Annotated in this window: 20 protein-coding genes and 2 pseudogenes; 8 read left to right on the top strand and 14 right to left on the bottom strand. The window is 71.1% G+C overall.

The window, feature by feature from the left end:
* Window positions 1-30 precede the first annotated feature (30 nt).
* Window positions 31-441, top strand: coding sequence for a GntR family transcriptional regulator (locus ACF073_RS16755; protein WP_392070559.1), 411 nt, complete (start codon window positions 31-33; stop codon window positions 439-441).
* A gap of 1,896 nt (window positions 442-2,337) precedes the next feature.
* On the opposite strand, the gene ACF073_RS16750 is transcribed toward ACF073_RS16755, so the two are convergent.
* The 4 genes from ACF073_RS16750 to ACF073_RS16735 form a co-directional block, all read right to left on the bottom strand.
* On the bottom strand, window positions 2,338-3,138 hold the full coding sequence (locus tag ACF073_RS16750) for a protein kinase (RefSeq protein ID WP_392070557.1): 801 nt from the start codon (window positions 3,136-3,138) through the stop codon (window positions 2,338-2,340).
* A 7-nt stretch (window positions 3,139-3,145) separates the two neighbouring features.
* Window positions 3,146-4,057: a radical SAM/SPASM domain-containing protein gene (locus tag ACF073_RS16745; protein WP_392070556.1), complete on the bottom strand. Its 912-nt coding sequence runs from the start codon at window positions 4,055-4,057 to the stop codon at window positions 3,146-3,148.
* Between the two features lie 116 nt (window positions 4,058-4,173).
* Window positions 4,174-4,347, bottom strand: coding sequence for a hypothetical protein (locus tag ACF073_RS16740; RefSeq protein ID WP_392070554.1), 174 nt, complete (start codon window positions 4,345-4,347; stop codon window positions 4,174-4,176).
* 975 nt (window positions 4,348-5,322) lie between these two features.
* Window positions 5,323-5,553: a hypothetical protein gene (locus tag ACF073_RS16735; protein ID WP_069779925.1), complete on the bottom strand. Its 231-nt coding sequence runs from the start codon at window positions 5,551-5,553 to the stop codon at window positions 5,323-5,325.
* A 123-nt stretch (window positions 5,554-5,676) separates the two neighbouring features.
* On the opposite strand from ACF073_RS16735, the gene ACF073_RS16730 reads away from it, so the two are divergent.
* Window positions 5,677-7,017, top strand: coding sequence for a helix-turn-helix domain-containing protein (locus tag ACF073_RS16730; protein ID WP_392070552.1), 1,341 nt, complete (start codon window positions 5,677-5,679; stop codon window positions 7,015-7,017).
* On the opposite strand, the gene ACF073_RS16725 is transcribed toward ACF073_RS16730, so the two are convergent.
* From ACF073_RS16725 to ACF073_RS16705, 5 genes and pseudogenes are all read right to left on the bottom strand, one after another.
* A complete protein-coding gene (locus ACF073_RS16725) occupies window positions 6,995-7,528 on the bottom strand; it encodes an NUDIX hydrolase (RefSeq protein WP_392070550.1) in 534 nt (177 codons plus the stop codon). The genes ACF073_RS16730 and ACF073_RS16725 overlap by 23 nt on opposite strands.
* 363 nt (window positions 7,529-7,891) lie before the next feature.
* Window positions 7,892-9,001 (bottom strand): annotated as a pseudogene (locus ACF073_RS16720) (fructose PTS transporter subunit IIA); the annotation flags it as partial.
* A 259-nt stretch (window positions 9,002-9,260) separates the two neighbouring features.
* On the bottom strand, window positions 9,261-10,208 hold the full coding sequence (pfkB, locus tag ACF073_RS16715) for a 1-phosphofructokinase (RefSeq protein WP_392070548.1): 948 nt from the start codon (window positions 10,206-10,208) through the stop codon (window positions 9,261-9,263).
* On the bottom strand, window positions 10,205-10,966 hold the full coding sequence (locus ACF073_RS16710) for a DeoR/GlpR family DNA-binding transcription regulator (RefSeq protein ID WP_392070546.1): 762 nt from the start codon (window positions 10,964-10,966) through the stop codon (window positions 10,205-10,207). Before ACF073_RS16710 ends, pfkB begins: the two co-directional genes overlap by 4 nt.
* Window positions 10,967-11,318: 352 nt before the next feature.
* Window positions 11,319-12,755, bottom strand: a complete 1,437-nt coding sequence (locus ACF073_RS16705; protein ID WP_392070975.1) for an MFS transporter — start codon at window positions 12,753-12,755, stop codon at window positions 11,319-11,321.
* Window positions 12,756-12,996: 241 nt separating this feature from the next.
* Here ACF073_RS16705 and ACF073_RS16700 point away from each other — a divergent pair, with 241 nt between their 5' ends.
* Together ACF073_RS16700 and ACF073_RS16695 are read left to right on the top strand one after the other, a co-directional pair.
* Window positions 12,997-14,103, top strand: a complete 1,107-nt coding sequence (locus ACF073_RS16700) for a helix-turn-helix transcriptional regulator (protein WP_392070545.1) — start codon at window positions 12,997-12,999, stop codon at window positions 14,101-14,103.
* A pseudogene (locus tag ACF073_RS16695) lies at window positions 14,057-14,248 on the top strand (pentapeptide repeat-containing protein); the annotation flags it as partial. The gene ACF073_RS16700 and the pseudogene ACF073_RS16695, both read left to right, overlap by 47 nt.
* Before the next feature lie 32 nt (window positions 14,249-14,280).
* Here the strand turns inward: ACF073_RS16695 and ACF073_RS16690 are convergent.
* Both ACF073_RS16690 and ACF073_RS16685 read right to left on the bottom strand, forming a co-directional pair.
* A complete protein-coding gene (locus ACF073_RS16690; protein ID WP_392070973.1) occupies window positions 14,281-15,048 on the bottom strand; it encodes a TetR/AcrR family transcriptional regulator in 768 nt (255 codons plus the stop codon).
* A gap of 570 nt (window positions 15,049-15,618) precedes the next feature.
* Complete coding sequence (locus ACF073_RS16685) at window positions 15,619-16,647, bottom strand: RNA polymerase sigma factor RpoD/SigA (protein WP_392070543.1); 1,029 nt, start codon at window positions 16,645-16,647, stop codon at window positions 15,619-15,621.
* Window positions 16,648-16,838: 191 nt separating this feature from the next.
* On the opposite strand from ACF073_RS16685, the gene ACF073_RS16680 reads away from it, so the two are divergent.
* Window positions 16,839-17,369 (top strand): GNAT family N-acetyltransferase, encoded by a 531-nt coding sequence (locus ACF073_RS16680; protein ID WP_392070541.1) that lies wholly within the window; start codon window positions 16,839-16,841, stop codon window positions 17,367-17,369.
* Window positions 17,370-17,423: 54 nt separating this feature from the next.
* Here the strand turns inward: ACF073_RS16680 and ACF073_RS16675 are convergent, their stop codons facing one another.
* Window positions 17,424-18,215: a dioxygenase gene (locus ACF073_RS16675; protein WP_392070539.1), complete on the bottom strand. Its 792-nt coding sequence runs from the start codon at window positions 18,213-18,215 to the stop codon at window positions 17,424-17,426.
* A gap of 132 nt (window positions 18,216-18,347) precedes the next feature.
* On the opposite strand from ACF073_RS16675, the gene ACF073_RS16670 reads away from it, so the two are divergent.
* Window positions 18,348-18,857, top strand: coding sequence for a MarR family winged helix-turn-helix transcriptional regulator (locus ACF073_RS16670; protein ID WP_392070538.1), 510 nt, complete (start codon window positions 18,348-18,350; stop codon window positions 18,855-18,857).
* Between the two features lie 49 nt (window positions 18,858-18,906).
* Here the strand turns inward: ACF073_RS16670 and ACF073_RS16665 are convergent, their stop codons facing one another.
* Together ACF073_RS16665 and ACF073_RS16660 are read right to left on the bottom strand one after the other, a co-directional pair.
* Window positions 18,907-20,445 (bottom strand): MFS transporter, encoded by a 1,539-nt coding sequence (locus ACF073_RS16665; protein WP_392070536.1) that lies wholly within the window; start codon window positions 20,443-20,445, stop codon window positions 18,907-18,909.
* Between the two features lie 231 nt (window positions 20,446-20,676).
* The gene (locus tag ACF073_RS16660) at window positions 20,677-21,315 is read right to left on the bottom strand and encodes a TetR/AcrR family transcriptional regulator (protein ID WP_392070972.1); all 639 of its coding nucleotides are present in this window, start codon (window positions 21,313-21,315) and stop codon (window positions 20,677-20,679) included.
* 394 nt (window positions 21,316-21,709) lie between these two features.
* On the opposite strand from ACF073_RS16660, the gene ACF073_RS16655 reads away from it, so the two are divergent.
* Together ACF073_RS16655 and ACF073_RS16650 are read left to right on the top strand one after the other, a co-directional pair.
* Window positions 21,710-22,990 carry a M6 family metalloprotease domain-containing protein gene (locus tag ACF073_RS16655; RefSeq protein ID WP_392070534.1) on the top strand — a complete coding sequence of 427 codons (1,281 nt, stop codon included), beginning with the start codon at window positions 21,710-21,712 and terminating at the stop codon, window positions 22,988-22,990.
* A 290-nt stretch (window positions 22,991-23,280) separates the two neighbouring features.
* Window positions 23,281-24,936 carry an IclR family transcriptional regulator C-terminal domain-containing protein gene (locus ACF073_RS16650; protein WP_392070532.1) on the top strand — a complete coding sequence of 552 codons (1,656 nt, stop codon included), beginning with the start codon at window positions 23,281-23,283 and terminating at the stop codon, window positions 24,934-24,936.
* Window positions 24,937-25,007: the final 71 nt, after the last annotated feature.

Below are 25,007 nucleotides of genomic sequence, written 5' to 3'. Positions count from 1 at the left end.
TGGGTGGGCTAGGCGGGCTACCCTCGGCGTATGAGCCTGCCGAGGGATTCCCACACTCCGCCGTACCGCCTGGTCGCCGACGAGCTGCGCCAGCAGATCCGCTCCGGTCGCATAAAGCCGGGCGAACGCGTTCCGTCCTCCCGCGACCTCGAAGCCCAATACGAGATCGCGAACATGACCGCCCGCAGCGCGCTGCGCGTGCTACGCGACGAAGGGCTGATCTACTCCACGCCCGGACGGGGCAACTTCGTTATTGACCCCCTGCCGCCCGAGACCGGCCCGAAGGCCAGCCAGGGCGAACCGGAAGGGCAACAAGGCATGCCCACGCCCGAATACGCGGAACTGTCCCAGCGTCTCGACGCCCTCAACGCCAAAGTGGACAGCCTGTTGGGCATCTTCGAGCAACTGCGCTCCCTCACCGAGCCGCCCAAGAAGAAGTAGCGGTCAGGTTCTCCGCTATCTGACGCGCCAGCTCCTCCAACTGCCCGCACTTTCCTTCGAGTTCGGCCAGCCGAGCCGCAATCTCCGCCGTCTCGTGCGCGTTCATTCCCGCCCCGTTCATACCGTGTAGCTCCTTGCCTTCACACCCAAGGCCCGCGAAGGGCCGCGCCCGCATCTGTCCGGGGCTTGGCCATTGCACCCCGCGAACCGGACACCCCACCGGACAAGCCCGCGAGGCGTGACCGCCGCTCTCACAGCAGCCTGTAGCAGCGCGGCCGACGAGTTCGGCACGAGCGCCAGCACGCGCCACCTGCCGGGACGCGACCTCTGGGACCCTCCCGCCTGACGGACTCCCAAGCCCGGCCCCGCCACTCGTCACCCGCACGGCACACCGCCCTCTCCTTGCTCGCGCCGGGCCGTCCGGCACACCCACCACTGTCCGCGGAAAGGCCGGTTTTGCTAACCGGCGATCGTCGGCTATGTTGCGCCCGGCATCCCCGCGCCGGCCCTTCCGGCGATGCCCTCACCTGACCACCGATCCACGGTTTGGACAGGCCGGAATTGCGTGATAGCGGCAGGCCCGCGAACCCGTGGGATGCAGTGTGCACCCACCCACAGGACGTATAAAAAATCGCTGCGGTGTGACATCCAGGCCCCGTGATGCTGGTCTCTTCTGACGGGTTGATGCCGTCCGCCCGGCGCATTGCCGAAGCCACCCGGACACGCTGAGCACACCCCTCCCTGTGGACAACTTTTCGCCGCCACGCACCCGGCAGCGGGCAGCACGGCGTAGGGGTCAATTCCCGTGCGGTGCTTGGGAAGCCTGGACCCATGAACATTCCTACCGGCAAGCTGCGGACATCTCGAATGGTCATGAAAATCAGTCTGCAATGGCGTGCCTGTGGATAGTTTCCGGCGAACCGCGAGACGAACCAGGCAAATCAGTGTGCTTCGTGAGATAACGACATGAATCCGCGCAAGCGTGGCCCGCAGGGGCGCGAGCGCCGGGAACGTGGCAGCCAGGGGCGGAACGGTTCACCAGAAGCGGCCAAGTAGGACCAGCAGCCGAGCTGTTACGAGTTTCTTTACTGGATCAAGGGCGGCCCGCTGACGCGGGCCGCCGCGCGCTGGCGGCGGTTTCCGCCGCCCGCTCCATGTCTACGCCACCGCTACACGGCGGCCTCCGCCACTCAGCGCGCAAAGCCGAACAAGCGCGACGACCAGGCCCCGGAAGCAACCCGAGCAGCCCCGCAGCAGCACCACCAGGCCGACACCAGCGAAAGCGACCTCCCAGGCCCCACGATCGGGTGCAGCGACCAGCAGCCCAGCCCTGCCGGAATTCGCGGTGACCCCCGCAGACAGCCGACAGCCCCGAGCACCAGCGCGGCCGGGCGAAGCAGACGCGGCACTCGGGGCTACCACGGTCACCCACAGCCGACCGTCGCACCATGACAGCGGAGCGGAAGCAGCCGGAAAGCCGACCCACCAGCACCAACGACCGAGCCCGCCGCCGGACACGAGCGGCACCAGGAGCACGCCACCGGGCCGAGGCGCCCCACCACCGCAACGGCCGGCACCGGGCGCACGCTGTGACGTCAATGGAGCGTGGCTGAGCCGGGTGGGGGGTTGCTGGAAACACACGTGACGGATGCTCGTACGGCGCACCCGCCATCGTGGCTGGCTTTCGGTGGCTCAGGCCAGAACGGGGGTTCAGACCACCGGATCGCAACAGTGAACCTCTCTAACTCTGCGACAGGGAGAGGGGGTAGCATCCGCACCCGGATTCGAGCACGCCGACCACCCCGGTACCATCGGCACCGGGGTCCTGAACTGGGATTCCGTGACCGGACCACCCGGGATGCTGTCCAGGCTGAGGGGTGGTCCGGTCTTGCGTTGCTACTCCGCAGGGACCCCTCTGTGATCGGCCCACGCCCGACACGCCTCGACCATGGCCTTCAGCCAGTCCTCATCCGGCTTCCGCGCGGCAGCGGCCCGGTACATGCGCAGGTTGGCGGCAGCGAAGGCGTTGATCGCCCCCGGAGCGGCCTTGTGCCAAGCGGGCAACTGAGTGGCCCACTTCTCTGCACTCGCCGGAGTGTGCCCGGCCGCGATGAGCTGGACGACCAGAAGCGCAGAGTCGATGAATCCGGCGCCGACGGTCGGCCATGCCCAATCCACGGCCCAGGCTCGATGCCCACCTACAAGGAAGTTGTCCGGGTTGATGTCGGTGTGCAGCAGCGAGTCACCCCGGAACAGTTCAGCTTCCTCACTACTGGCGGCGAACCGATCCCAACGGGCTTCCTTCCAGTCTCGGGCGAATGCCGGAAGAGGAACGCGGCCGATCTGCGCCACCGTGTCCACCACCAACGGCAGGTCCGGTGAGCCGGGGGCGAAGTCAGCCGACCGGCCGTCGACCACCTCGTATCCCAAGACGAGCCAGCCGTCTTCCTCCACGTCCCACAGCAGGGGGGGCGCGATGTGGACAAGGGCGGCATCGACCTCCCGTTCCCTGATGAGCGAGTCACGCGGGCCGCCGGGACGATCCCGAACGGCCTTGATGAAGAAGGGGCCCTTCTCGCACTCAACGATGGCCGTCAGGTCCGAGCTGTTGCCGTGGGCGGTCCGCCGGATCTCGGCGACCGGGCCCGTGTGCTCCCGGATGAGAGGACGGATCGCGAATTCGGGGTCAGTGTCCATGTGCCTTTCAGTTCCTCGGAGAACACGAACTACCGGGGAAGCCCGGAGAGCACTCCCCGTTGTCGGGTTGGGGTTCGGGCTGGTTGTCGGGGCCACAGGGGCTGTCCGGCCCACATCCGAAGGAGGGGCGCAGGCTCACGCTCTGCCGGATCACCGCGTTGGCCTGAGCCATCTCGGGGCCGCCGAGGATAGCGCCGAGCGGCGCATCCTTGACGTTCCCCACGCCGAGCCAGGTGGAGAACACGCACGGCGATACCTTGCCGTCCGGAGCGACGGATGCCCGCCCGTCGCCGCACTGCCCGCACAAGCCGTCCGTGCACGGCTTCTGCCCGTCCGCCGCGCGCCCGAAGGGCCGAACGTGGTCGACGCGAACGGTCTTCACGCCGAGGGCCTTCAGCTCGTCACAGGCGGCCTGCCCCGTGTCGGCGGGATCGGAGACGATCACGGACACGCGAATCGGGATCGCGGCCTTCACCGCCTTCAGGATGTTCGCTCGTGTATGGGCGTGACTGGGGCGCCGGGTGACTTCATTGTGCGCGTCCTTCGGGCCGTAGTACGAGGTTGCCAGGGTGACGCCCTCACCCCGGAACAGCTTCCACCAGTCCTCGTCCACGTGGACGAGATTGCTGTACACCTCGACCGCCAGGCCGAGCGTCAGCGCGTGCTTGATCAGGTGCGGGGCGTCGGGGTGCATGGTGACCTCACCGCCGGTGAACTGAACGCCGGGGATGCCGGCCGCAGCGGCTTCGTTCAGGACGCGCGTCCAATCTTCGGCGGTCATGGTGCCGTGCGTTCCGTCCGGCCCGGAGCCGTTGTGGCAGTGCCCGCATTCGAGCTGGCACTTCCGGGTGAGGTCCAGCCATACGAAGCCAGTGTTCCGAGCGGATTGGATGACCGGTGTTTCTGCGATGACGGTCACTCGCCTACCTCTTTCGCTGGTCGTTGTCGAACAGAGGTGTTGCGTGGTGCAACCCGCTCCCTACCGCCTCCCAGGGGCGTGAGGGGTGCCAGGACGGGCGCGATAGGGAGCGGGGTTCAGGGGTGGTCGCGCAAGGCATCGCGGGCGTGGGTGAGGCCCATTTCCTTCACCAGCTGGTCGGCCTGCGCGAGACCGGCCATGTACTCGGGGTCGATGTACTCCCAGTCACACCGCCCGGGGTGGCCCTTGAAGATCGTGCATCCCGTGCCCAGCTCGGTGCGTCGGGCCATGCAGCACTCAAGGTCCGCCAGGCCCTGGCTCGAAGAGTCGTCCGTCCAGCACACAAAGACGTCCGAGTCCGGGGCGGTACGCGCGCCCGTGCGGAGGAAGGCCGCGTGAAAGTCGTGGGGCACGTCTTCCACCAGGCACTGAAGCTCTGTGTGCGACGTCCACTCAACAGAGGAGTGGGGCGTAGGGATCTGCTCGGCAAGAGCTCGAACGTCGTCGTCCAGCTCAACCCTGGCAGCACATCGGAAGGTCACCTCAAGCCCCCCGTAGCCGCCTCAGCGAGCGTCCACCTACACAGGGCGTAGACCAGAAGCCCGATCCAACCGTACGAGAGCCGACGCCGGACACGATTGACCATCCGCAAGGCCGTACCTTTCCCCCGCGCAGTCGGACGGCGGGTGTGCTTCAGCGGTCGAATGGGGAACAGACCCGCCCCCACACTGGGGGGAACCAGGAAAAGCGCGGGGGCGGGAGTCATCGGAACGCGCGCCGCCCTCGGGGTCTTCGATGGCGACCCGTCCCCGCCGCGGAGTGTGACGAGCACCGGGCGGGGACGGGAGTTTGCGGGGGCGCAGGTCGGCGGGTGGGCAGCGGGTACACCCGGAGGGAGTACCGGGCGTCGTAGTCCGTCACGGTGAACTGGAACGCACGGCCCATGGCAAGGGCGCGGAGCGCGTGCTCGTACGCGTGGTCGCTGTCGGCCCAGGCACGAAGCTCAGCATCCGGACGAGGTGCATCCGGCCCTGCGGTGGTGAGTGGAGCGTCCCGAAGGGACAGAGCCGCAGGGTTCGGAGCCAGCAGCCGGGCAAGGTGGTGAGCCTCCGCGCGAAGCCAGCGGGCGGCGAGCCGTGGGGAACGGCCACGGTAGGTGGCGAGCAGGACCTCACGGGAGCCGCTGAGGTCATGGGCGGTGACCTCACAGCGGAAGGCGATAGGCGTCCGCGTTGCGGCGCGTGCAGAGGCCGGCGGGGCGAGCATCACAGGCCGTCCCGACTGTTGCCGTTCTTGATGGCCAGGCGGGCGGTCAGTTCCTCCCGCGCCGTGAGCGCCACCACGTTGTCCGGTAGGGCGTCCCACTCAACGCCGCCGCCCACGGGCCTTATCTGCACCCGAGCGCCGACCTCACCCATGACGACGCCGATTCGCCCACTGGCAGTGTCCTTTGCCAGTTCACCGATGCCTGGTCTGGTCTGCTGGTTGCTCGCCATGGAAGGAGCATCGCGAGCCGAGGGAGCTGCCCATAAGGTCAGGCTGATTACCCAACTTGGGTAACATCGCTGCAAGTAGAAACCCAGCGACGTTGCGTAGCCCTCGCAGTGGGGAGCGTGTCAATGCCCGACGCCGAACGACCGCAGGAGTTGCCCGCCAGGCTGCTCACCGATCCCGAGATGATCGACGCGTGTCGGCTGCGGGATTTCGCCCGAGTCTTCCGGATGGTCAAGACGCGGGCAGGCATCTACCCGTCGATGATCGCCCGACGCTGCGACCTGACCCCGAGTCGTATTGGCGAAGTCATCGCGGGGCGACGTCAGTTGCTGCACATGGACGTGGTCGAGCGCATTTCTGACGGCTTGCGGATCCCAGGACACATGCTGGGCCTTGCCCGACGGCCTTGGGAGACTCCTCAGGCCCTTGCCGTCACCGAGCGAGAGACGCCGCAGTTACCGGAGCCGGAGCAGCAGACGGCCGCTTCACTCCCGGGCCCGGACGTGGACAGCATCCTTGCGCTTGCCGCCCGCACCAGTCTCAACCCGAGCACTCTCGAAGCCTTCCGGTCCTCGATCGAGGACTACTGGCGGCGGGACGACCAGCACGGCGGGGAAGCCTTGAGGCCGGCCATCGTCGGACAGCTCCGCTATGTGGCCGGACTCCTGAAGGAGAACCGGCAGCCATCCATCCAGAACCACCTGTACGGGATCGCCGCCGAGCTGGCGCGTCTGACCGGCTGGACCTACTTCGACGCGCGCCAGTACAACCAGGCTCGCGCGTACTTCACGGAGGCCCTGAGGCTCGCGAAGGAGATCGATGACCGGCAGTTCATGGCCAACGTGCTTGCCTGCATGAGCTTGCAGGCGACCTACCAGGACAAGCCTGTTGACTCTCTGGCCCTCGTGAGCGGCGCCCAGGACCAGGCCCGCTCGTCACCGGGGACGACACCTCGCGTTCTCTCGATGCTGTCCATGCGCGAAGCCTTCGCTCATGCCACTCTCGGCGACCGGGACGCGACCCACAGGGCGATCGGCGAAGCCCATGACCACTTCGAGCAGATCGATACGAGCGACCCAGACCCGTCGTGGGTGACCTACTTCGATGAGCCGAAGCTCATCGTGGACACGGGCATTGCTCACGGCGCACTGGGCGAGGCTGCGACCGCTGAACCACTGATCGCAGACGCGCTGCGACATGAAGACCACACCAAGCAGCGAGGCCGGGCGTTCCACACCTTCTGGCTCGCTCGCACACAGTTGGACCAAGGGAAGCTCGACCAGGCGTGCCACACAGCCACACAGGCCCTGGTCCCCGCGTCGGCGGTTGCCTCAGAGCGGGTCAGCGGCCATCTGCGGGAGTTCTACGACCAGTTGGCCCCGCACAGGCAGGAGCCCGTAGCCCTGGCGTTCGAGGCGAGGCTACGGGAACTCCTCCCACCGGTCAGCGGATCCCTTCATCCATGAGCAGGTACAGCAGACCCACCAAAGAACCGCTGCTGACGACCTCACGGCGGTCGATCATGCCCCGCACCTCTGAGAGGGGAATCCACTCGATGCGGTCAGACTCGTTCTTCTCCGTGGGAGGCGCGGCGTAGGTCGCGCCGCTCACACGGAAGACGTGGTGCTGAGAGTCGGTGATCCCATTGGCCGGCTCGGCGTAGATCAGAGGCTTGATGGGGCCGGGCCGCCATCCCGTCTCTTCCAGCACTTCACGAGCCGCCGCTTCCTCCGGGGTCTCGCCCTCCTCCACCAGGCCCATGGGCAACTCCCAGGCCCAGGAGTTGGTGATGAAGCGGTGACGCCACATCATCAGAACTTCCCGGCGGTCGTTGACGACAGCCGCCACGGCCAGGTGCCGGAGGCGAACAACGTGGTACTCCCACCTGCGTCCGTCCGGCTGTTGGACGTCAACCAGACACAGGTTCACCCAGGGGTTCGTGTAGATCTGACGCTCACCGTGGGTCTTCCACTCCATACCTGCGGCCCCTCTCGCAATCGGTCTCCAGGATCTCAGACCGACGAAGCGACGAACACACGTTGGGGGTCTTTTCACGTCAGCCTGACGAGATGGCCTTACGGTACCGCGCCCGGCATCGGCACACGGGGCCGAGGCCACAGGCATGGGGCGATCGCATCAGAGACGTCAAGAGGCCCCGCCATCCAGAGCGGGGCCTCTTTGAGTGGGCTCAGTCACCCAGTTCGATACCCAAGCTGTCCGCCAGTTCGCGGAGATCTTCGGCGGGGATCGTAGGGGCTTTGGCTGCCTGTTCGGCCGCCCAGCGTTCCAAGATTTCATCCATGACGGCTCTGACCTGCACTTTCTCCAAGTGTCTTGACGCAAGTGCCTGACGCCGGACATCAGCCACTTGCGGAGCTTGGTGCCGTAGCCCTCGGCGGAGTCGCCCGCGCGCTCCATCGGCGTACCGGCCGACGCGTGCGCCGGGGCGCTCGCCTCGCCGCGCGCCGCCTTCCCCCGGACCTCCGCGATGAGTTCGGCGGGGCGGTTGATGCCGGCCTTCACGCCCACGTCGACGGTCGGCTTGCCCGCGAAGCGGTCCTTGTCGCGTACGGAGACGTCGTGCGCGAAGATCACGCCGTCCGCCGCCGCGATCACCGCCGGGTCCAGCCGGGTGAAGCCGGCCGAGCCCTGCGTCTCGACGACCAGTTCGACGCCCGCCTCGCGGCCGGCGTTCTCCAGGGACTCGGCGGCCATGTAGGTGTGGGCGATGCCGGTCGGGCAGGAGGTGACGGCGACGATACGGAAGGGGCGCTCGCCGGAGTCGGGGGCGCTCGCGCTCTCGGCGGGCGTGATCTCAGCAGGCGCGCTCTCGGCGGGCACGGTCTCGGGGCGTGCGCTCTCGGCGGTCGGGTCCGGTGTGCGTGCGGTGCTGCCCGCTGCGGCGCCGGCGGAGGCCGCCGCCGGCGCCGCAGCGGTGTCTTCGGTGGCGCCCGCCTCTGCCTGGGCGGCGCTCGCGACGGCGTCGGGCGCCTCCCCGTCCGACGGCGGCTCGTCCCCCCGGATCAGCGCCGCCGCCGTCGCCGCGTCGCTCACCGCCCGCAGCGCGGAGGTGAACTCGGCGTTCATCAGCTGACGGGCGAGTGAGGAGAGGATCGTCAGGTGGGCGTCGTCGGCGCCGGCGGGTGCCGCGATCAGGAAGATCAGGTCGGCGGGGCCGTCGGCGGCACCGAAGTCGATGCCCGCGGTGCTCCGGCCGAACGCGAGGGTCGGCTCGGTGACATGGGCGCTACGGCAGTGCGGGATGCCGACGCCGCCGTCGAGGCCGGTCGGCATCTGGGCCTCGCGGGCGGCCACGTCGGCGAGGAAGCCATCGAGGTCGGTCACCCGGCCCTGGGTCACCATGCGTTCGGCGAGGGCGCGGGCCGCCGCTTCCTTGGTGTCGGCGGACAGGTCGAGGTCGACCAGGTCCGCGGTGATCATGTCGCTCATCGCGGGCTCCTCTGCACGCGTATCGCCCGGGGGGAGGGGTGGGCGCAGGCGGGGACGGGGGTGTTGCGGGGGGCGGTGGTGATGCGGGTGCCGGCAGGGGCGGTCGTGCGTGCCATGGCGGCAGAGGCGGTCGTGCGTGCCGTGCCGGCAGAGGCGGTGGTGCGTGCCATGGCGGCAGAGGCGGTCGTGCGTGCCATGGCGGCAGAGGCGGTCGTGCGTGCCATGGCGGCAGAGGCGGTCGTGCGTGCCGTGGGGGCGGTCATGGTGCTGGTTCCGTCAGTTCGCGATCGAGCGGGATGTCGCTGGTGACGGTCACCGCCGTGGGGTTCAGGTCGGCGGGGGCCGGCATCTCGCTGCCGGGGAGTCCCACGGCGGCGGCGCCGTGGGCGACGGCGGAGGCGAGGGCCTCGGGGCCGGTGCCGCCGGCGATGAGGAAGCCGGCCAGGGAGGCGTCGCCGGCGCCGACGTTGCTGCGGACCGCGGACACGCGCGCGCTGCCGAACCAGGTGCCGGTCTCCGACACCAGGAGCTGCCCGTCGGCGCCCAGGCTGGCGAGCACGGCGCGTGCGCCCATCGCGCGCACCTCCTCGGCCGCCTTGAGCGCGTCACCCACGGTCGTCAGGGGGCGCGCGACGGCTTCCGCGAGCTCCTCGGCGTTCGGCTTCACCACATCGGGCCGTGCGCGCAGCGCCTCCAGGAGCGGTCGCCCCGAGGTATCCAGTGCGATGCGCGCGCCCCCGGCGTGCGCCTCGGTGACGACATCGGCGTACCAGGAGGGCGCGAGCCCCCGGGGCAGGCTCCCGCAGCAGGCGATCCAGTCGGCGGCGCGGGAGTGTTCGCGGACGGCGGCCAGGAGCAGGGCCTGTTCGGCGGCGGACAGTTCGGGGCCCGGCGCGTTGATCTTCGTGAGCACCCCGTCGGCCTCCGCGAGCGCGATGTTCGAACGGGTGGCGCCGGCGACCGGGACCGGCGCGACCTCGATGCCCTGCGCGTCGAGCAGCTCCGCGACGAGCGCCCCCGGCGCACCGCCCAGGGGCAGGACGGCGACCGTGTGCCGGCCGGCGGAGGCGACGGCGCGCGAGACGTTCACGCCCTTGCCCCCGGGATCCATGCGTTCGCCGGTGGCGCGGATGACCTCGCCGCGCTCCAGGGCGGGGACCTCGTAGGTGCGGTCGAGGGAGGGGTTGGGGGTGACGGTGAGGATCATGCGCGCACTACTTCCGTGCCGCCGCGCTCGATGGCGGCGGCGTCTTCCGGGTCCAGCCCGCTGTCGGTGATCAGCAGGTCCACATCGCTCAGGGCGCCGAACCGGGCGAAGTGCTCCTGGCCGTGCTTGGCGGAGTCGGCGAGGAGGACCACGCGGCGGGCGGCGGCGACCGCCGCCCGCTTGACCGCCGCCTCGGCGAGGTCGGGGGTGGTCAGCCCGTGCTCGGCGGAGAAGCCGTTGGCGGCGACGAACAGGACGTCGGCGCGGATCTCGCCGTACGCGCGGAGCGCCCAGGCGTCCACGGCGGCGCGCGTGCGGTGCCGTACGCGACCGCCGATCAGATGGAGCTGGATGCCCGGGTGGTCGGCGAGGCGGGCGGCGATCGGCAGGCTGTGCGTGACGACGGTGAGGGAGGACTCCAACGGGATCGCGGCGGCGAGGCGGGCCACCGTCGTGCCCGCGTCGAGGATCAGCGTGCCCTCGGCGGGCAGTTCGGCGAGGGCGGCCTTGGCGATGCGGTCCTTCTCGTCGGCGGCGGTGGACTCGCGCTCGGCGAGGTCCGGCTCGAAGTCCAGGCGGCCGGCCGGGATGGCACCGCCGTGCACCCGGCGCAGGAGGCCGGCGCGGTCGAGGGCCTTCAGATCGCGGCGGATCGTCTCGGCGGTGACCTGGAACTCCTCGGCCAGCGACAGCACGTCCACCCGGCCGCCGTCACGGGCGAGCCGGAGGATCTCCTGCTGCCGCTCCGGTGCGTACATGTCCGTTCGCCTCCGCGTGATGCCGTCGGGTCCGATGTCCGGATGTCCGATCACTTCCGACCGATGCCCGAACGTGTGGATTCAGCGGCAGGCTACGCCCGGATTTCCGGAAAGTAAACAGACTCGGGCTTGATGCGGGCAGGAACAGACACCCGGACGTCGGGGGGCCCGGACGTCGACGGGGCCCGGACGTCGACGGGCCCGGACGCCGGGCGGCCCGAACGCCAGCGGGCCCGGCACCGTTGCGATCCGGTGCCGGGCCCGCTGCGTCCTGCGTCCTACCTGGCCAGAGGTCCGGTCGTACCTGGTCAGGGCACCGGTCGTACCTGGTCAGTGGACGGGTCGTACCTGGTCAGGGAACCAGTACGGCTTCCTTCTCCAGTGCCGGCGCTTCGTCCGCCGCGCCCTCCACGTGCTGGGCCGGGCGCTTGGGCAGGGCGGACATCAGCAGGAAGATCGCGCCCATGATTCCGGCGACCCACCACAGCGCGTACTGGAAGGCGTGGACGAAGGCCGGGCCGACCTGGACCTGGGTCAGCCGTTCGCCGATCCGCCCGAAGAAGACCACGGACACCAGCCCGAGGCCGAGCGCGTTGCCCATCTGCTGCACGGTGTTGATCAGCCCGGACGCGGAACCGGCGTGCTCGCGCGGCACCTCCGAGAGCACCGCGTCGGTCAGCGGGGCGACGATCAGCCCCATGCCGAGACCCATCACGACCAGCGGCGCAGCCATCTGCCAGGAGGTGATGGCGAGGCCGTAGTGGCCGGCCTCCCACAGGTACAGGAGCACGCCAAGGCCCATCAGCAGCGCACCCGCCTGGAGCACCTTCCGGCCGAACCGCGGGACCAGCTGCTGCACCGAGAGCCCGGCGGCCACGGACACCGCGATCGAGAACGGCACCCCGGTCAGCCCGGCCCGCAGCGGGCTCCAGCCCAGGCCGATCTGCATGTACAGCGTCCAGACCAGGAAGAAGATGCCGAGGGCCACGCCGAAGACGGTCTGTACGGCGATGCCGGCGGCGAAGCTCTTCACGCGGAACAGCGACAGCTCGACCAGCGGGGAGCCGTCCCGGGCCGCCTTGCGCCGCTCGTACGCCACCAGCGCGGCGAAGACGCCGAGGGCGCCCACCATCGAGGCGTACCCCCACAGCGGCCAGCCCAGCTCGCGCCCGCGGGTGAGCGGGTAGAGCAGCATCAGCAGGCCGAGCGAGACCAGGGCCACGCCGACCAGGTCCAGCTTGAGCGCCTTGGGGGCCTTCGACTCGCTGATGAAGCGGCGGCCGAGTATCAGGGCCAGGATGCCGACGGGCAGGTTGATGAGGAAGATGGGCCGCCATTCGAGGCCGAACAGGTTCCACTCGGTCAGCAGGGCGCCGAGCAGCGGGCCGGAGACCGCGCCGAGGCCGACGATCGCGCCGAACAGACCGAAGACCTTGCCGCGTTCATGGGCCGGGAAGGTGGCGTGCACGATCGACAGCACCTGCGGAACCATCAGCGCGGCCATGCCGCCCTGGAGGACGCGGGAGGCGACCAGCATCTCGGGGTTCACGGCGAAGCCGCACAGGGCGGAGGCCAGGGTGAAGCCGCCGATGCCGATGAGGAACAGCCGCTTGCGCCCGTGGATGTCGCCGAGCCGGCCGCCGGTGATCAGGCCGACGGCGAAGGCGAGGGCGTAGCCGGCGGTGATCCACTGGATCTGGCTGACCGAGGCGTGTGCCGTGCGCTGGATGGACGGGATGGCGATGTTGACGATCGTCACGTCGACCAGGTCCATGAAGGCCGCGGTCATGATGATCGCCAGCGCCAGCCAGCGGGTCCGGTCGGACCTGTTGATCCTGTCGGCCCTGTCGGCCCTGTCGGTCCGGTGGGCCTTGTCGGTCCTGTCGTTCCTGTCGGCGCTGTCGGTCGTGTGTGCCTGGTCGCGCGGTTCTCCGCGGCCCTGCTCGGCGGTGCGGTCGATCGAGGTCATGGAGAGAAGATAGGACCGCATTAGGTCAGATCGTGTCCTAGATCTACGACATCCTCGTCTTATGACGACCGACACACCGGCACGGCTGCTGCAGCTCCTCTCCCTCCTCCAGACGCCCCGCGAGTGGCCCGGCGGTGAGCTCTCCGAGCGGCTCGGGGTGTCCCGGCGCACGGTGCGGCGGGACATCGACCGGCTGCGCGAGCTGGGCTATCCGGTCCAGGCGACGAAGGGCGCGGACGGCGGGTACCGGCTGGTCGCGGGCAAGGCGATGCCGCCGCTGGTGCTGGACGACGAGGAGGCGGTGGCGATCGCGGTGGGGCTGCGGGCCGGCGCCGGGCACGCCGTCGAGGGCGTGGACGAGGCGTCCGTACGGGCCCTGGCCAAGCTGGAGCAGGTGCTGCCGTCCCGGCTGCGCCACCGGGTGTCCACCCTGCAGGCCGCGACCACGCCGCTGACCAGCGGGGACGGCCCCAGCATCGCACCGGAGACGCTGACCGTGATGGCGTCCACGGTCGCGGGGCACGAGCGGCTGCGGTTCGCCTACAGCGACAAGGACGGCAGCGCGTCCCGCCGGCTGACCGAGCCGCACCGGCTGGTGTCGACCGGGCGGCGCTGGTACCTGGTGGCGTACGACCTCGACCGCGCGGACTGGCGTACGTTCCGGGTCGACCGGGTGAGCCGGCCGTTCGCGACCGGGGTCCGGTTCACGCCGCGGGAACTGCCGGCGGGCAACGCCGCCGAGTACCTGCGGCAGTCGATCAACCGGCGGCAGGAGACGTACGCGTTCGAGGTGCGGTTCGCGGCACCGGCGGACCAGGTGTCCGCGCGGATGCCGCGGGCGCTCGGGGCGCCCGAGGACGACGGCGCGGGCGGCTGCGTCCTGCGGGGCACCACCGGCGACCCCGTGGAGTGGCTGGCGGTGCGGCTCGCGATGGCGGGGTACGAGTTCGCGGTGCGCGGGCCGGGGCGACTCGTGGAGATGGTGCGGGAGTTGGGGGGACGGCTGAGCAGAGCGGCGGAGGCCGCCGGGGCGGAGGGGCAGGCGGGGCAAGCGGCTCCGGCGGGACCAGCCGGACCAGCGGGTCCGGCGGGTCCGGCGGGTCCGGCGGCTCCGGGGCACCCTGGGCGTCCGGGGGTGGAGGGAGCGGGGGCGCCGGAGGCGGTGTGACCGGCCGCACCACTCCGTCGACCTTCCGTCAGTCCCCTATCAGGCAGTACTCCGCCAGGCAGTACTCCGCCAGGCAGTGCTCCGCCAGGCAGTGCTCCGTCAGGCAATGCTCCGCCAGTCAGTGCTCCGCCAGTCAGAGCTCCGTCAGTCAGTTCTCCGTCCCCGGTCAGTCCCCCGTCACCCCTCCCCGCCCGGCCCCTCGCCCCACCCGAAGCCCCGCAGCGCACGCAGATTGCGCAGGGCGAGAGCCGCCGGGCATTCCGGGCCGGTGGGCGGGGTGGTCGTGGCGGCCCAGGACTCCACGGCGACGCGCACGGCGGCGCTCGCCACGGCCGCGGCGAAGCGGAGATCCGGGGTGAGCGCCACCGGATCCGGGGCCCCCTCCGGAACCCCCTGATCAGCCACGCTCTCCCCGCCAGGGAGAATCTCCCGTTCCGCAGGCCCCTCCCGGCCCTCCCGGCCCGCCCGACCCGCCCGGTCCGCGTCCACCCGGCCCGCTCGGCCCACCGGGTCCACCCGGCCCACCGAGCCCACCGGGTCCACCGGCCCCACCCGTCCCGCCAAGATCTCCCCGAGGGTCCCCTCCGATGCCTGGCACACCTCCGCCCAGACCTTGCGCAGGGCCGGGCTGGTGTCGGCGAGGCGGATCAGGGTGCGGAGCCATTCCCAGGACGCGGCCGAGACGCCGAGGCCGGGGGTGAGGGTGTGGTGGACGGCGTGTTCCAGTGCTTGCGGCAGGGACAGTCCGGCCGGCGCCGTACGGACCGCCTCGATCCAGCGCTGGGCGCCGGCCCCGTAGAGCGGGGCCACCGCCTCTTCCTTGGTGGCGAAGTAGCGGTAGAACGTGCGCGGCGCGATGCCGGCGGCCTGGGCGATGTCCTCGGCGCGGGTGGCCCGCAGGCCCCGCTGGACGAAGAGGGCCGCCGCCGCCCGGGCGATCTCCATCCGGGTCTCGGCCTTCCGGCGTTCGGTGAGGGAAACCGGTGCGGAGGCGGAAAACTGCTGGTGGGCGGCGCTGCGGGTGGTGCTCATCTCGGCAGGCTATGCCCGTGTGGCAGAATCTGCCATCCGGCGGTCCACCCCGGGGTTCAGGTACGGGGTGGGCCGCTGTTCCAGCTTCTCCGGCCGGAACCACAGGGAGAGGCCGGACTCCGGCGCCCGGGGGGGGATGGGCGCCGAAGCCCGGCTTCGGAAGGTCCCGGCGCCGGGGGGGGATTGCGTCGGGACGTGGCTCATGCGGGGGTGGGGCGGGGTCGGGTCGGCCGGGGCCGGCCGTCGGCCGGGAGAGGTGCGGTGTGGGGTGGGGAGTGCGGTCCTGGGGGCCCGCTCCTGGGCCCGGAAGGGTTGTTCCCTCGGGCCCAGGGGTTGAAGCGATGGGACCACGCCATGTTTGCGCCGTCTTTCGCCACCGGGCGTGCGCGCCGCGCAGTAACCCTACGAAACCCGGGGCGGCCAGCGGCCCCCGTACACCCCGTACACCCCGGACGTCACGGCGTCACGAAGGACCCCCGCCCGTTACGCCGCCGCGTCGAAGCCGGTCTGGCGGGCCAGCTTCTTCAGTTCGAGCAGCGCGTGCTTCTCGATCTGGCGGATGCGCTCGCGGGTCAGGCCGTGCTCCTTGCCGACCTCCGTCAGGGTGCGCTCGCGGCCGTCGTCGATGCCGTACCGCATCTTGATGATGGAGGCCGTGCGCTGGTCGAGGCGGCCGATCAGGTCGTCCAGTTCCTCGCTGCGCAGCAGGGTCAGGACGGACTGCTCGGGGGAGACCGCCGAGGTGTCCTCCAGCAGGTCGCCGAACTGGGTCTCGCCCTCGTCGTCCACCGCCATGTTCAGCGAGACCGGGTCGCGGGCCCAGTCGAGCACGTCCGTCACGCGCTCCGGCGTGGAACCCAGCTCCGCCGCGATCTCCGCCGGCTCCGGGTCGCGGCCGTGCTCGCGGTTGAACTCGCGCTGGACACGGCGGATGCGGCCCAGCTCCTCCACCAGGTGGACGGGGAGCCGGATCGTGCGGGACTGGTCGGCGATGGAACGGGTGATGGCCTGCCGGATCCACCAGGTGGCGTACGTCGAGAACTTGAAGCCCTTGCGGTAGTCGAACTTCTCCACGGCGCGCACCAGGCCCGCGTTGCCCTCCTGGATCAGGTCGAGGAGGGGCAGGCCCGCGCGGGGGTAGCGCCGGGCGACGGCGACGACCAGGCGGAGGTTGGAGCGGATGAAGACGTCCTTGGCCCGTTCGGCGGCGGCGACCAGCGCCTCCAGTTCCTCCCGGCTGGCGTCCGTCACGGACTCCTCCTCGCCGTCGAGGACCTGCTGCGCGAACACCCCCGCCTCGATGGTCTGGGACAGCTCGACCTCCTTGGCGGCATCGAGCAGCGGCGTGCGCGCGATCTCGTCGAGGTACATGCCGACCAGGTCGCGGTCTGCGATCTCGCCGCGATGAGCGCGAACACTGCTTGCCGAGTCGGCCGTCTGTCCCCCAGAGCCGAAAGCCTGGGAGGTGCCCCCATGGGCGGACTTACGACGGGCGACGGCACGGGTTGCCATGCGTGCTCCCTTGCGATGGTGGGCTGGCGGGTGGTCTGGCGAACGCCCGGCACTCACGGGACTGTTTCTTGGACTCTCCCTGAGTGCCCTGCATCCGAAGGAAACAACGACTGGAATCCGGACAGAATTCCCAACCCGCCCCTCGATTTTTCTGATCATGCAGTACCCTGTCGGCCGCGCAGGGAGGCGAGATGCCGCCGGAACATACCGAGGTGCAGGTCAGGCCGGGAGTCGAGAAAGACCTCGACGCTCTCACGGCGATCTACAACCACTATGTCCGTGAGACGGCCATCACATTCGACACCGTGATCTTCACTCCGGAGGAGCGCCGTCCCTGGCTGCTCTCCCACCCGGAAGACGGGCCGCACCGGCTGATGGTTGCCACGGAAACGGAATCACAGCAGATCCTGGGGTACGCCACGTCCAGTCCTTACCGGCCGAGACCCGCGTACGCGACCTCCGTGGAGGTCTCGGTGTACGTCGCCCCGGACGCCGGCTCGCGCGGCGTCGGCACGCTCCTCTACGACGCCCTCTTCACGGCACTGGCCGAGGAGGACGTGCACCGCGCCTACGCCGGGATCGCCCGGCCCAACGAGCCCTCCGAGCGGCTGCACGCCCGCTTCGGCTTCCGGCACGTCGGCACGTACCACGAGGTCGGCCGCAAGTTCGGCCGCTACTGGGACGTGGCCTGGTACGAGAAGAGCCTCGCCCCCCTCCGCTGACACCCGGGTACTCTCCGCTGACACCCGGGTACCCGGTCGGGCCCCGCCCTCACCTCAGCCGAACTGCACCGAGCGCTTCGCCATTCCCATCCAGAACCCGTCGATCACCGACTTCTGCGCGTCCAGCTCGCCGCCGGCCTCCGCCGCGCCCATGGTGACGAAGAGCGGGGCGAAGTGTTCGGTGCGCGGGTGGGCGTAGCGGCCGGCCGGGGCCTTGTCCAGGAAGTCGAGCAGGGCGTCCCAGTCGCGGGACTCCAGGGCCCGCCGGCCCCAGTCGTCGAACTCGGACGACCAGGCCGGCACACCGGGGCCGGTGTACCGCAGGGCGGCGAGGTTGTGGGTGAAGAAGCCGGAGCCGACGATCAGCACGCCCTCGTCGCGCAGGGGCGCGAGCTTGCGGCCGATGTCCATGAGGCGGACCGGGTCGAGGGTGGGCAGGGAGATCTGCAGGACGGGGATGTCGGCGGCCGGGAACATCTCGACGAGGGGGACGTAGGCGCCGTGGTCGAGGCCGCGGTCGGGAATGTCCTGGACGGGGATGCCGGGGGCGCGCAGCAGCTTGCGGACGGAGTCGGCCAGCTCGGGGGCGCCGGGGGCGGCGTACCGGACCCGGTAGTAGTGCTCGGGGAAGCCCCAGAAGTCGTAGACGAGGGGGACGGTCTCGACGGCGCCGAGGGCGAGCGGGGCCTCCTCCCAGTGGGCGGAGACCATGAGGATCGCCTTGGGGCGGGGCAGGCCGGCGGACCAGGCGGCGAGCTGGCCGGGCCAGACGGGGTCGTCGGCGAGCGGCGGGGCGCCATGGCTGAGGTACAGGGCGGGCATGCGCTCCTGGGCGGTGGCGGACATGACGGCTCCCTCGCTCCCTGCGCGGACGCATACGAGCGGACCGCACCGACATTTGCTTTAACTCTCAAGTTTTCACCGAACCCTACCCCTCACTTGTTCAAGTTTCAAGGAGCCGCCTCGTACAGTGGGGGCATGAACACGGCACCGGACTCCGCAGCACGGCACCGCTGGCTCACCGACGAGGAACAGCGCATCTGGCGTGCGTACCGGCACGCCACCACCCTGCTGGAGGACCACCTCGACCGGCAGCTGCAGCGCGACGCGGGCATGCCGCACATCTACTACGGCCTCCTGGTCGGCCTCGCCGAGGCGCCGAGGCGACGCCTGCGGATGACCGAGCTGGCGATGCAGGCGAAGATCACCCGCTCCCGGCTCTCGCACGCGATCGCCCGGCTGGAGGCGAACGGCTGGGTGCGCCGCGAGAACTGCCCCTCCGACAAGCGCGGCCAGTTCGCTGTGCTCACCGACGAGGGCCAGGAGGTGCTGCGGAGCACCGCGCCCGGCCATGTGACCGCCGTCCGGCAGGCGCTGTTCGAGCGGCTGAGCCCGGAGCAGCAGAAGGCCCTCGGCGAGATCATGGAGATCGTCGCCGAGGGCCTCCAGCCCGACGAAGCGGGTGCGGACCTGCCCTGGCTCCGCTAACTCACCGGGCACGGCTCCGGACGGGTCGCGGGTGCCGCCGTACGGCCGCTCAGTGAGCGATCACCGGCACCGGCATCTCGTCCTCGACGCCCTCGCCGGAGGCCACCACGGTGGTGTCCGGACGGCCGGCGTTGACGAAGGTGAAGGCGATCAGCGAGGCGAGGCCGAGGATGCCGACGGCGAACCAGATGGCCGCGCTGTAGCCGTGCACCATGGCCTGGAGCTGGACCAGCTGCTGCTGCGGCTTGGAGGCCGCACCGGCGATGTGGTCCTTCACGTACGACGTCGTCGCGGAGGCGGCGATCGTGTTCAGCAGGGCGGTGCCGATCGCGCCGCCCACCTGCTGCGAGGTGTTGACCATCGCGGAGGCGACACCGGCGTCCCGGGGCTCGACGCCCTGGGTGGCCAGGGACATGGCCGGCATGAACGCCGTACCCATGCCGAGGCCGAGCAGCACCATCGCGGGCAGCAGCAGGATGCCGTACGAGGAGTCGATCTCCAGCTGGGTCAGCAGCAGCATGCCGAGGCCGGCGACCAGGAAGCCGGGGCCCATCAGGAAGCGGGCCGGGATCCGGGTCATCAGCCGGGTGCCGATCTGGGTGGAGCCGGTGATCATGCCGACCACCATCGGCAGGAACGCGAAGCCGGTCTTGACCGGCGAGTAGCCCTTCACGACCTGCAGGTAGTAGGTGAGGAAGAGGAACAGGCCGAACATGCCGATGATCGCGAGGCCGAGGGAGAGGTAGATCCCGCCGCGGTTGCGGTCGGTGACCACGCGCAGCGGCAGCAGCGGCGCCTTCACCCGGCGCTCGACCAGCACGAACGCGAGCAGCAGCACGCCGGAGGCGATGAACATCGAGACGGTCACGGAGTCGCCCCAGCCGTCGGACTCGGCGCGGGTGAAGCCGTACACGAGCGCGACCAGGCCGAGGGTGGACAGGACCACGCCGGGGATGTCGAGCGGGGAGCGGTTGCGGCCGCCCTCCGGCTCACGGATGACGAACCAGGCGCCGAGCGCGGCGACGATGGCGAACGGGACGTTCACGAAGAAGGTCCAGCGCCAGTCCAGGTACTCGGTGAGGAAGCCGCCGAGGATCAGGCCGACGGCACCGCCGCCGCCGGCGATGGCGCCGTAGATGCCGAACGCCTTGGCGCGCTCCTTGGCGTCCGTGAACATCACGGCGAGCAGGGACAGCGCGGCCGGGGCGAGCAGGGCGCCGAAGACACCCTGGAGGGCGCGGGCGCCGAACATCATGGCGCCGGTGGTGGCGGCACCGCCGAGCGCGGAGGCGGCGGCGAAGCCGCCGAGGCCGAGGACGAAGGCGCGCTTGCGGCCCCACTTGTCGGCGATCCGGCCGCCGAAGAGCAGCAGACCGCCGAAGGCGAGGGCGTAGGCCGTGACGACCCACTGCCGGTTGCCGTCGGATATGCCGAGGTCGGTCTGGGCGGACGGCAGGGCGATGTTCACGATGGTGGCGTCGAGGACGACCATCAGCTGGGCGAGCGCGATGAAGACGAGCGCTTTCCAGCGGTTGGCGTCACCGCTCGGTGCGGCGGCGCCGCGAGCCTTGAGGGCTGTTTCGGACATGGAGATACCCACTTCGGGACTTCGGGACTTCGTGACGGAAGGACACGCCGGAGGACGTGATGAAAAACGATGAGAAAACGGAGTAAAGCGGAAAGGTGAAGCAAAGGAGGGGGCCGCACGAGCTGCCGTGGCGTCAGACGGTCGTACGGAGGTACGAACTGTCGTGCCGTCAGGCGGCCGTGCCGGCTGCCGTGCTGTCGGTGGACTGGGTGCGGAGGCGGAACGGATCGGTCAGGAGTCGCGCAGCTCCTTGAGGCTGACGGCCCGGCCCGGCAGGGCGGAGCGGGCGGGTGCCCGCAGTCCGTCGAGGAACAGTTGCAGATGGCGGTGGACGAAGCGGTCGCCGCGGAGGCAGTCCGTGCCGGCCGGGGGCCGGCTCAGCTGGGCCACGACGATCAGCAGATCGCCGACATCGACGTCCGGCCGGAGCTGCCCGGCCGCCTTGGCCCGGCCCATGATCTCCTCGACGAGCTGCTCGACGCGCTCGCGGGAGGCCTCCAGGTCGGGGTGGTGCTGGTCGAACGTGCTGGACACCATGGGGCACAGCGCGCTGATCCGCTCATCGGCGGCGGCGTGCACGAAGTGCTCCAGGGCGGCGAAGGCGTCCCCGGTCTCCGCGAGGGCCAGCTCGGCCGCCTCGGCCGTGCGGTCCATCACGGAGCAGACGACCTCGCGGACGAGGGCGTCGCGGTCGGGGAAGTTGCGGTACACCGTGGCGTTGCCGACGCCGGCCCGGCGGGCGATCTCGTCGAGCGGCACGTCCGGGCCGTGCTCGACGAACATCTCCCGGGCGGCGGTGACGATCCGCTCCCGGTTGCGCAGGGCGTCGGCGCGCGGCCGGGTCGCCTTGCGCACGGCGGGGGCGGTCATGGTCGGCACGGTGCACTCCTTGAGGCTTGGGGGCCGGCGAGAGCCGGCGGGGCGAGGCGGGAGCCCGCGAGGGCCCCGGGGGTGGTGGGGCGGTCCGGGGGCTGGTGGGCGATCCGGGGGGTGGTGGCGGCGGGTGGTGGCGCGATCCGGGGACCGGGTCCCCGTTTCGCTCGGACACACGACTAAACGGGGAAGACGTCCCCGGTTATTTCCCGGCGGCCGAAAGAATCCCTGTGACCTGGACCACAATCACCGCCCGCCGGGATTCACCCCCGCGCCGCGCCCCATTCCCACCATCGGTCTCCTCCAGCGCGCGCCCCCCGCCCCCTCGCCACAGGGTGAGCGCAAGGGTGCAGCCGGAGACGGCGGCTGCCGTGGCGCGAAAGGTCCCCGCATGCAGCCGCAGCCGCCACCCCGCAGCCGCATACGCCGGCGCCGGGCCGCCGCCCTGTCCTTGGTGACCGCACTGACCTTCGCGGTCAGCACCTCGGCCGGGACCGGCCACCTGACGGCGCCCACCACCGCCGGACCCATCAATCTGGCCCGCTCCTCCGCGCTCGTACCCTGCTTGATCCATGGCGGCCTGGACGTGCAGATGACCGAGGGACTGCCCACCCCGCCCGGCTACTCCCGCTCCACCGGCACGGTCCACGCCCTGACCCTGATGGTCGACTTCTCCGACGCGCCCGGCGAGGGCAGCGCGATGGACCGCTTCCACGAGTTCTTCCCGCAGACCCAGGAGTGGTTCCGCACCGCGTCCTACGGCCGTCTCGACTACCGCCCCGAGACGCCCGTCACCACCTGGCTGCGCATGCCGAAGAGCTTCCGGGACTACGGCATAGAGCGCGGCGCCCCCTTCGATCCCGGCTACCGGGACCTGGCGCAGGACATCGTGGCCGCCGCCGACCCGAAGGTGGACTTCCACGACTACGACCTGCTCAACGTGCTCGTCACCCCGAACGCCGGCCCCTCCGCCCTGGACACCGTGCTGTCCGTGACGTTCGCCGGGAACGAGGACGCCCCGGTCGCCGACGGCGTCCGCATAGCCAACGCCTCCTTCGTCTACTCCCGCCAGGACGACGGCTCCGGCTCCTACGCCCGCACCGGCTACCGGGTGCTGCCGCACGAGAACGGCCACACCTTCGGCCTGCCCGACCTCTACACCCAGGAGGGCGGGGGCGCGGTCGGGCACTGGGACATCATGAGCGAGGACTGGGGCGCCGGAAACGATCTGCTCGGCTGGCACAAGTGGAAGCTGGGCTGGCTGGACGCCGGCCAGGTCGGCTGCGCGGCGGCGAAGGGCAGCGTCGACTACTCCCTGTCCCCGCTGTACAGACCGGACGGCGGGAAGCTGATCCTGATACCGGTCACCGCGCGCACCACCTACGCGCTCGAGGTCCGCGCACAGGGCGGCAACGACGAGGCGGTGTGCCGCCCGGGCCTCCTCGTCTACAAGGTCGACGCCACGGTCGACACCGGCCGCGGCCCGATCACCGTCTACGACAGCCACCGCGGCAGCGGCGGCTGCACCCACAGCCCCAACGTCCACGCGGAACTCTCCGACGCCCCGTTCACCCCCGGCGAGAGCTTCAACGATCCGCGACACGGCATCAAGGTGCAGGTGGTGAGCGCGGACGCGGACGAGAACTACCGGGTGCGGATAACTCGGGCTTGAGGGGGCGGGCGCCCCGACCAGGAGCCCGTGAGCCCGTGAGCCCGCGGGCCCCTGAGCCTGTGAGCAGGGGCGGGCCGGAGGCGGGCCGGAGTGACCGGTGCGAGCTGGAGCGAGCCGGAGGCGGGCCGGAGGCGGGCCGGAGTGACCGGTGCGAGGTGGAGCGACCGGTGCGAGCTGGGACGGCCCGGTGCGAGCTGGGACGGCCCGGAGCCCGGACGTGGGGCGCGGCCGGGATCCACCACCCCCCGGGGTCTACCGTAGGCCTGCCCCGACGCCGTACCGGAGAGACGATGCCCGCGACGCCCCCGACGACCGCTCCGGATGCCGCTGCCCGTGCGGGGGGCGAGGCCGGGGGCGAGGCCGTGGCGGGTACGCCGGCCGAGGCGGTGGTCGGCCCGCTGGTGCGCGGGGTCGATGTGCTGCGGCGGCTGGCCGGGGCGGGCGGCACGCTGAGCCCCGGCGCGCTGGAGCGGGCGACCGGCCTCGCCCGCGCCACGGTGGACCGGATCACGGGGACCCTGGCCCGCATGGACTACGTCCGCCTCGACGGCCGGGACGTCGTCCTCGCCCCGCGGGTGATGGAGCTGGGCAACGCCTACCTGGCCGCGCTGCGCCTGCCCGCCCTCCTCGACGCCCGCGCGGACGCCCTCGCCGACGAACTGGACGAGTCGGTGTCGCTCGCGGTCGCCGACCTCGACGGCATCCGCTTCGTCCACCAGGCCACCCGCCGCCGCGCGCTGTCCGTCAGCTTCCGCGTCGGCGATCTGCTGCCGGCCGAACGGACCGCGCCGGGCGCGCTGTTCGCGGCCGAGTGGACGGAGCCGGACTGGACCCGCTGGCGCACCCGCAGAACAGCAGACCCCCAGCACACGACTTTCCCCGCCATACACTCCCCCTCCCCCTCCTCCCCCGTCTCCTCTTTCAGGGCGCGGGCCGAGCGGGCCCGCCGGGACGGCTGGGCCCTGGACGACCAGCTGATCGAGCCGGGCCTGGTCGCGGTGTCCGTCCCGGTACGGGACCCCGGCACCGGCCGCGTGGCCTGCGCGGCGAGCGTGGTCAGCCACACCAGCCGCCACTCGGCGGCGGACCTGCGGACCAGCCTGCTGCCCCGCCTGCGTACGGCGGTGGAAGCGATGGAAGCCGACCTGCGCACCGCGCCCCCGCCCGAGGCCGGCCCCCCGCCGGCCGGACTCGCGACGTGGACGACGGCGTCCAAGCACGAACTGGGCCGGGACTTCGTGGAATCGCTGGCCCGCGGTCTGACCGTCCTGACGGCGTTCGGCGAGGGCCGCGCCGCGCTGTCCCTGACGGACGTGGCCCGGGCGACCGGCCTGTCCCGGGCCACCGCACGCCGGGCGCTGCTCACCCATGAACACCTGGGCCTGCTGGCCGCGCATGACGACCGCACCTTCACCCTCACCCCGCGCGTCCTGGACCTCGGCTTCCCGCCCCTGTCCCGCCTGTCGCTCCCCCGCCTGGCGGAGCCCCACCTGCGGGCCCTCGCGGACCAGGTGCGCGAGCCGACGGCACTGGCCGTACTGACGCCGGACGGCACGGAGATCCAGTACACGGCCGGCGCGGGGGCGAGCCGCGTCCTGACCGTGCACATCCCCGTGGGCACCCGGCTCCCGGCCACAGCGACCTCACTGGGCCGCGTCCTCCTGGCGGACACCGCCACCCGCCGCTCCCCCGACCTGGCGGAGATCCGTACCCGGGGCCACGCTTTGGTCGACGAGGAACTGGAGTCGGGCCTGCGCTCCATCGCCGTACCGGTACGGGACCGCTCGGGCCGGGCGGTCGCCGCGCTGAACGTCGCCACGCACGCGGCCCGCCGCACCCTGGACGACTGCGTCCGGGACCTCCTCCCCGCCCTCCGCGAAACGGCCGACCGCATCCAGCGGGACCTCCACACCGCGTCCCGCTTCACCGAGGTCGCCGCGTCCTGACCCCGGCACCCACCCCGCCCACGCCCTGATCCGGTACCCTGTGGACCGAGCGCCCACCAGGACGCCACCTC

This window comes from Streptomyces sp. NPDC015171, assembly GCF_043079545.1.
In the GTDB taxonomy this organism is placed as follows: Bacteria; Actinomycetota; Actinomycetes; order Streptomycetales; family Streptomycetaceae; genus Streptomyces.
This window is presented reverse-complemented; position numbering and strand designations above follow the sequence as displayed.

What these genes read in the sequence shown, in the direction of transcription:
- ACF073_RS16755 (WP_392070559.1), top strand. Translation starts at nt 31, where the DNA reads ATGAGCCTGCCGAGGGATTCCCACACTCCGCCGTACCGCCTGGTCGCC.
- ACF073_RS16750 (WP_392070557.1), bottom strand. Translation starts at nt 3,138, where the DNA reads ATGGACACTGACCCCGAATTCGCGATCCGTCCTCTCATCCGGGAGCAC.
- ACF073_RS16740 (WP_392070554.1), bottom strand. Translation starts at nt 4,347, where the DNA reads ATGGCCCGACGCACCGAGCTGGGCACGGGATGCACGATCTTCAAGGGC.
- ACF073_RS16735 (WP_069779925.1), bottom strand. Translation starts at nt 5,553, where the DNA reads ATGGCGAGCAACCAGCAGACCAGACCAGGCATCGGTGAACTGGCAAAG.
- ACF073_RS16730 (WP_392070552.1), top strand. Translation starts at nt 5,677, where the DNA reads ATGCCCGACGCCGAACGACCGCAGGAGTTGCCCGCCAGGCTGCTCACC.
- ACF073_RS16725 (WP_392070550.1), bottom strand. Translation starts at nt 7,528, where the DNA reads ATGGAGTGGAAGACCCACGGTGAGCGTCAGATCTACACGAACCCCTGG.
- pfkB (WP_392070548.1), bottom strand. Translation starts at nt 10,208, where the DNA reads ATGATCCTCACCGTCACCCCCAACCCCTCCCTCGACCGCACCTACGAG.
- ACF073_RS16710 (WP_392070546.1), bottom strand. Translation starts at nt 10,966, where the DNA reads ATGTACGCACCGGAGCGGCAGCAGGAGATCCTCCGGCTCGCCCGTGAC.
- ACF073_RS16705 (WP_392070975.1), bottom strand. Translation starts at nt 12,755, where the DNA reads ATGACCGCGGCCTTCATGGACCTGGTCGACGTGACGATCGTCAACATC.
- ACF073_RS16700 (WP_392070545.1), top strand. Translation starts at nt 12,997, where the DNA reads ATGACGACCGACACACCGGCACGGCTGCTGCAGCTCCTCTCCCTCCTC.
- ACF073_RS16690 (WP_392070973.1), bottom strand. Translation starts at nt 15,048, where the DNA reads ATGGAGATCGCCCGGGCGGCGGCGGCCCTCTTCGTCCAGCGGGGCCTG.
- ACF073_RS16685 (WP_392070543.1), bottom strand. Translation starts at nt 16,647, where the DNA reads ATGGCAACCCGTGCCGTCGCCCGTCGTAAGTCCGCCCATGGGGGCACC.
- ACF073_RS16680 (WP_392070541.1), top strand. Translation starts at nt 16,839, where the DNA reads ATGCCGCCGGAACATACCGAGGTGCAGGTCAGGCCGGGAGTCGAGAAA.
- ACF073_RS16675 (WP_392070539.1), bottom strand. Translation starts at nt 18,215, where the DNA reads ATGTCCGCCACCGCCCAGGAGCGCATGCCCGCCCTGTACCTCAGCCAT.
- ACF073_RS16670 (WP_392070538.1), top strand. Translation starts at nt 18,348, where the DNA reads ATGAACACGGCACCGGACTCCGCAGCACGGCACCGCTGGCTCACCGAC.
- ACF073_RS16665 (WP_392070536.1), bottom strand. Translation starts at nt 20,445, where the DNA reads ATGTCCGAAACAGCCCTCAAGGCTCGCGGCGCCGCCGCACCGAGCGGT.
- ACF073_RS16660 (WP_392070972.1), bottom strand. Translation starts at nt 21,315, where the DNA reads ATGACCGCCCCCGCCGTGCGCAAGGCGACCCGGCCGCGCGCCGACGCC.
- ACF073_RS16655 (WP_392070534.1), top strand. Translation starts at nt 21,710, where the DNA reads ATGCAGCCGCAGCCGCCACCCCGCAGCCGCATACGCCGGCGCCGGGCC.
- ACF073_RS16650 (WP_392070532.1), top strand. Translation starts at nt 23,281, where the DNA reads ATGCCCGCGACGCCCCCGACGACCGCTCCGGATGCCGCTGCCCGTGCG.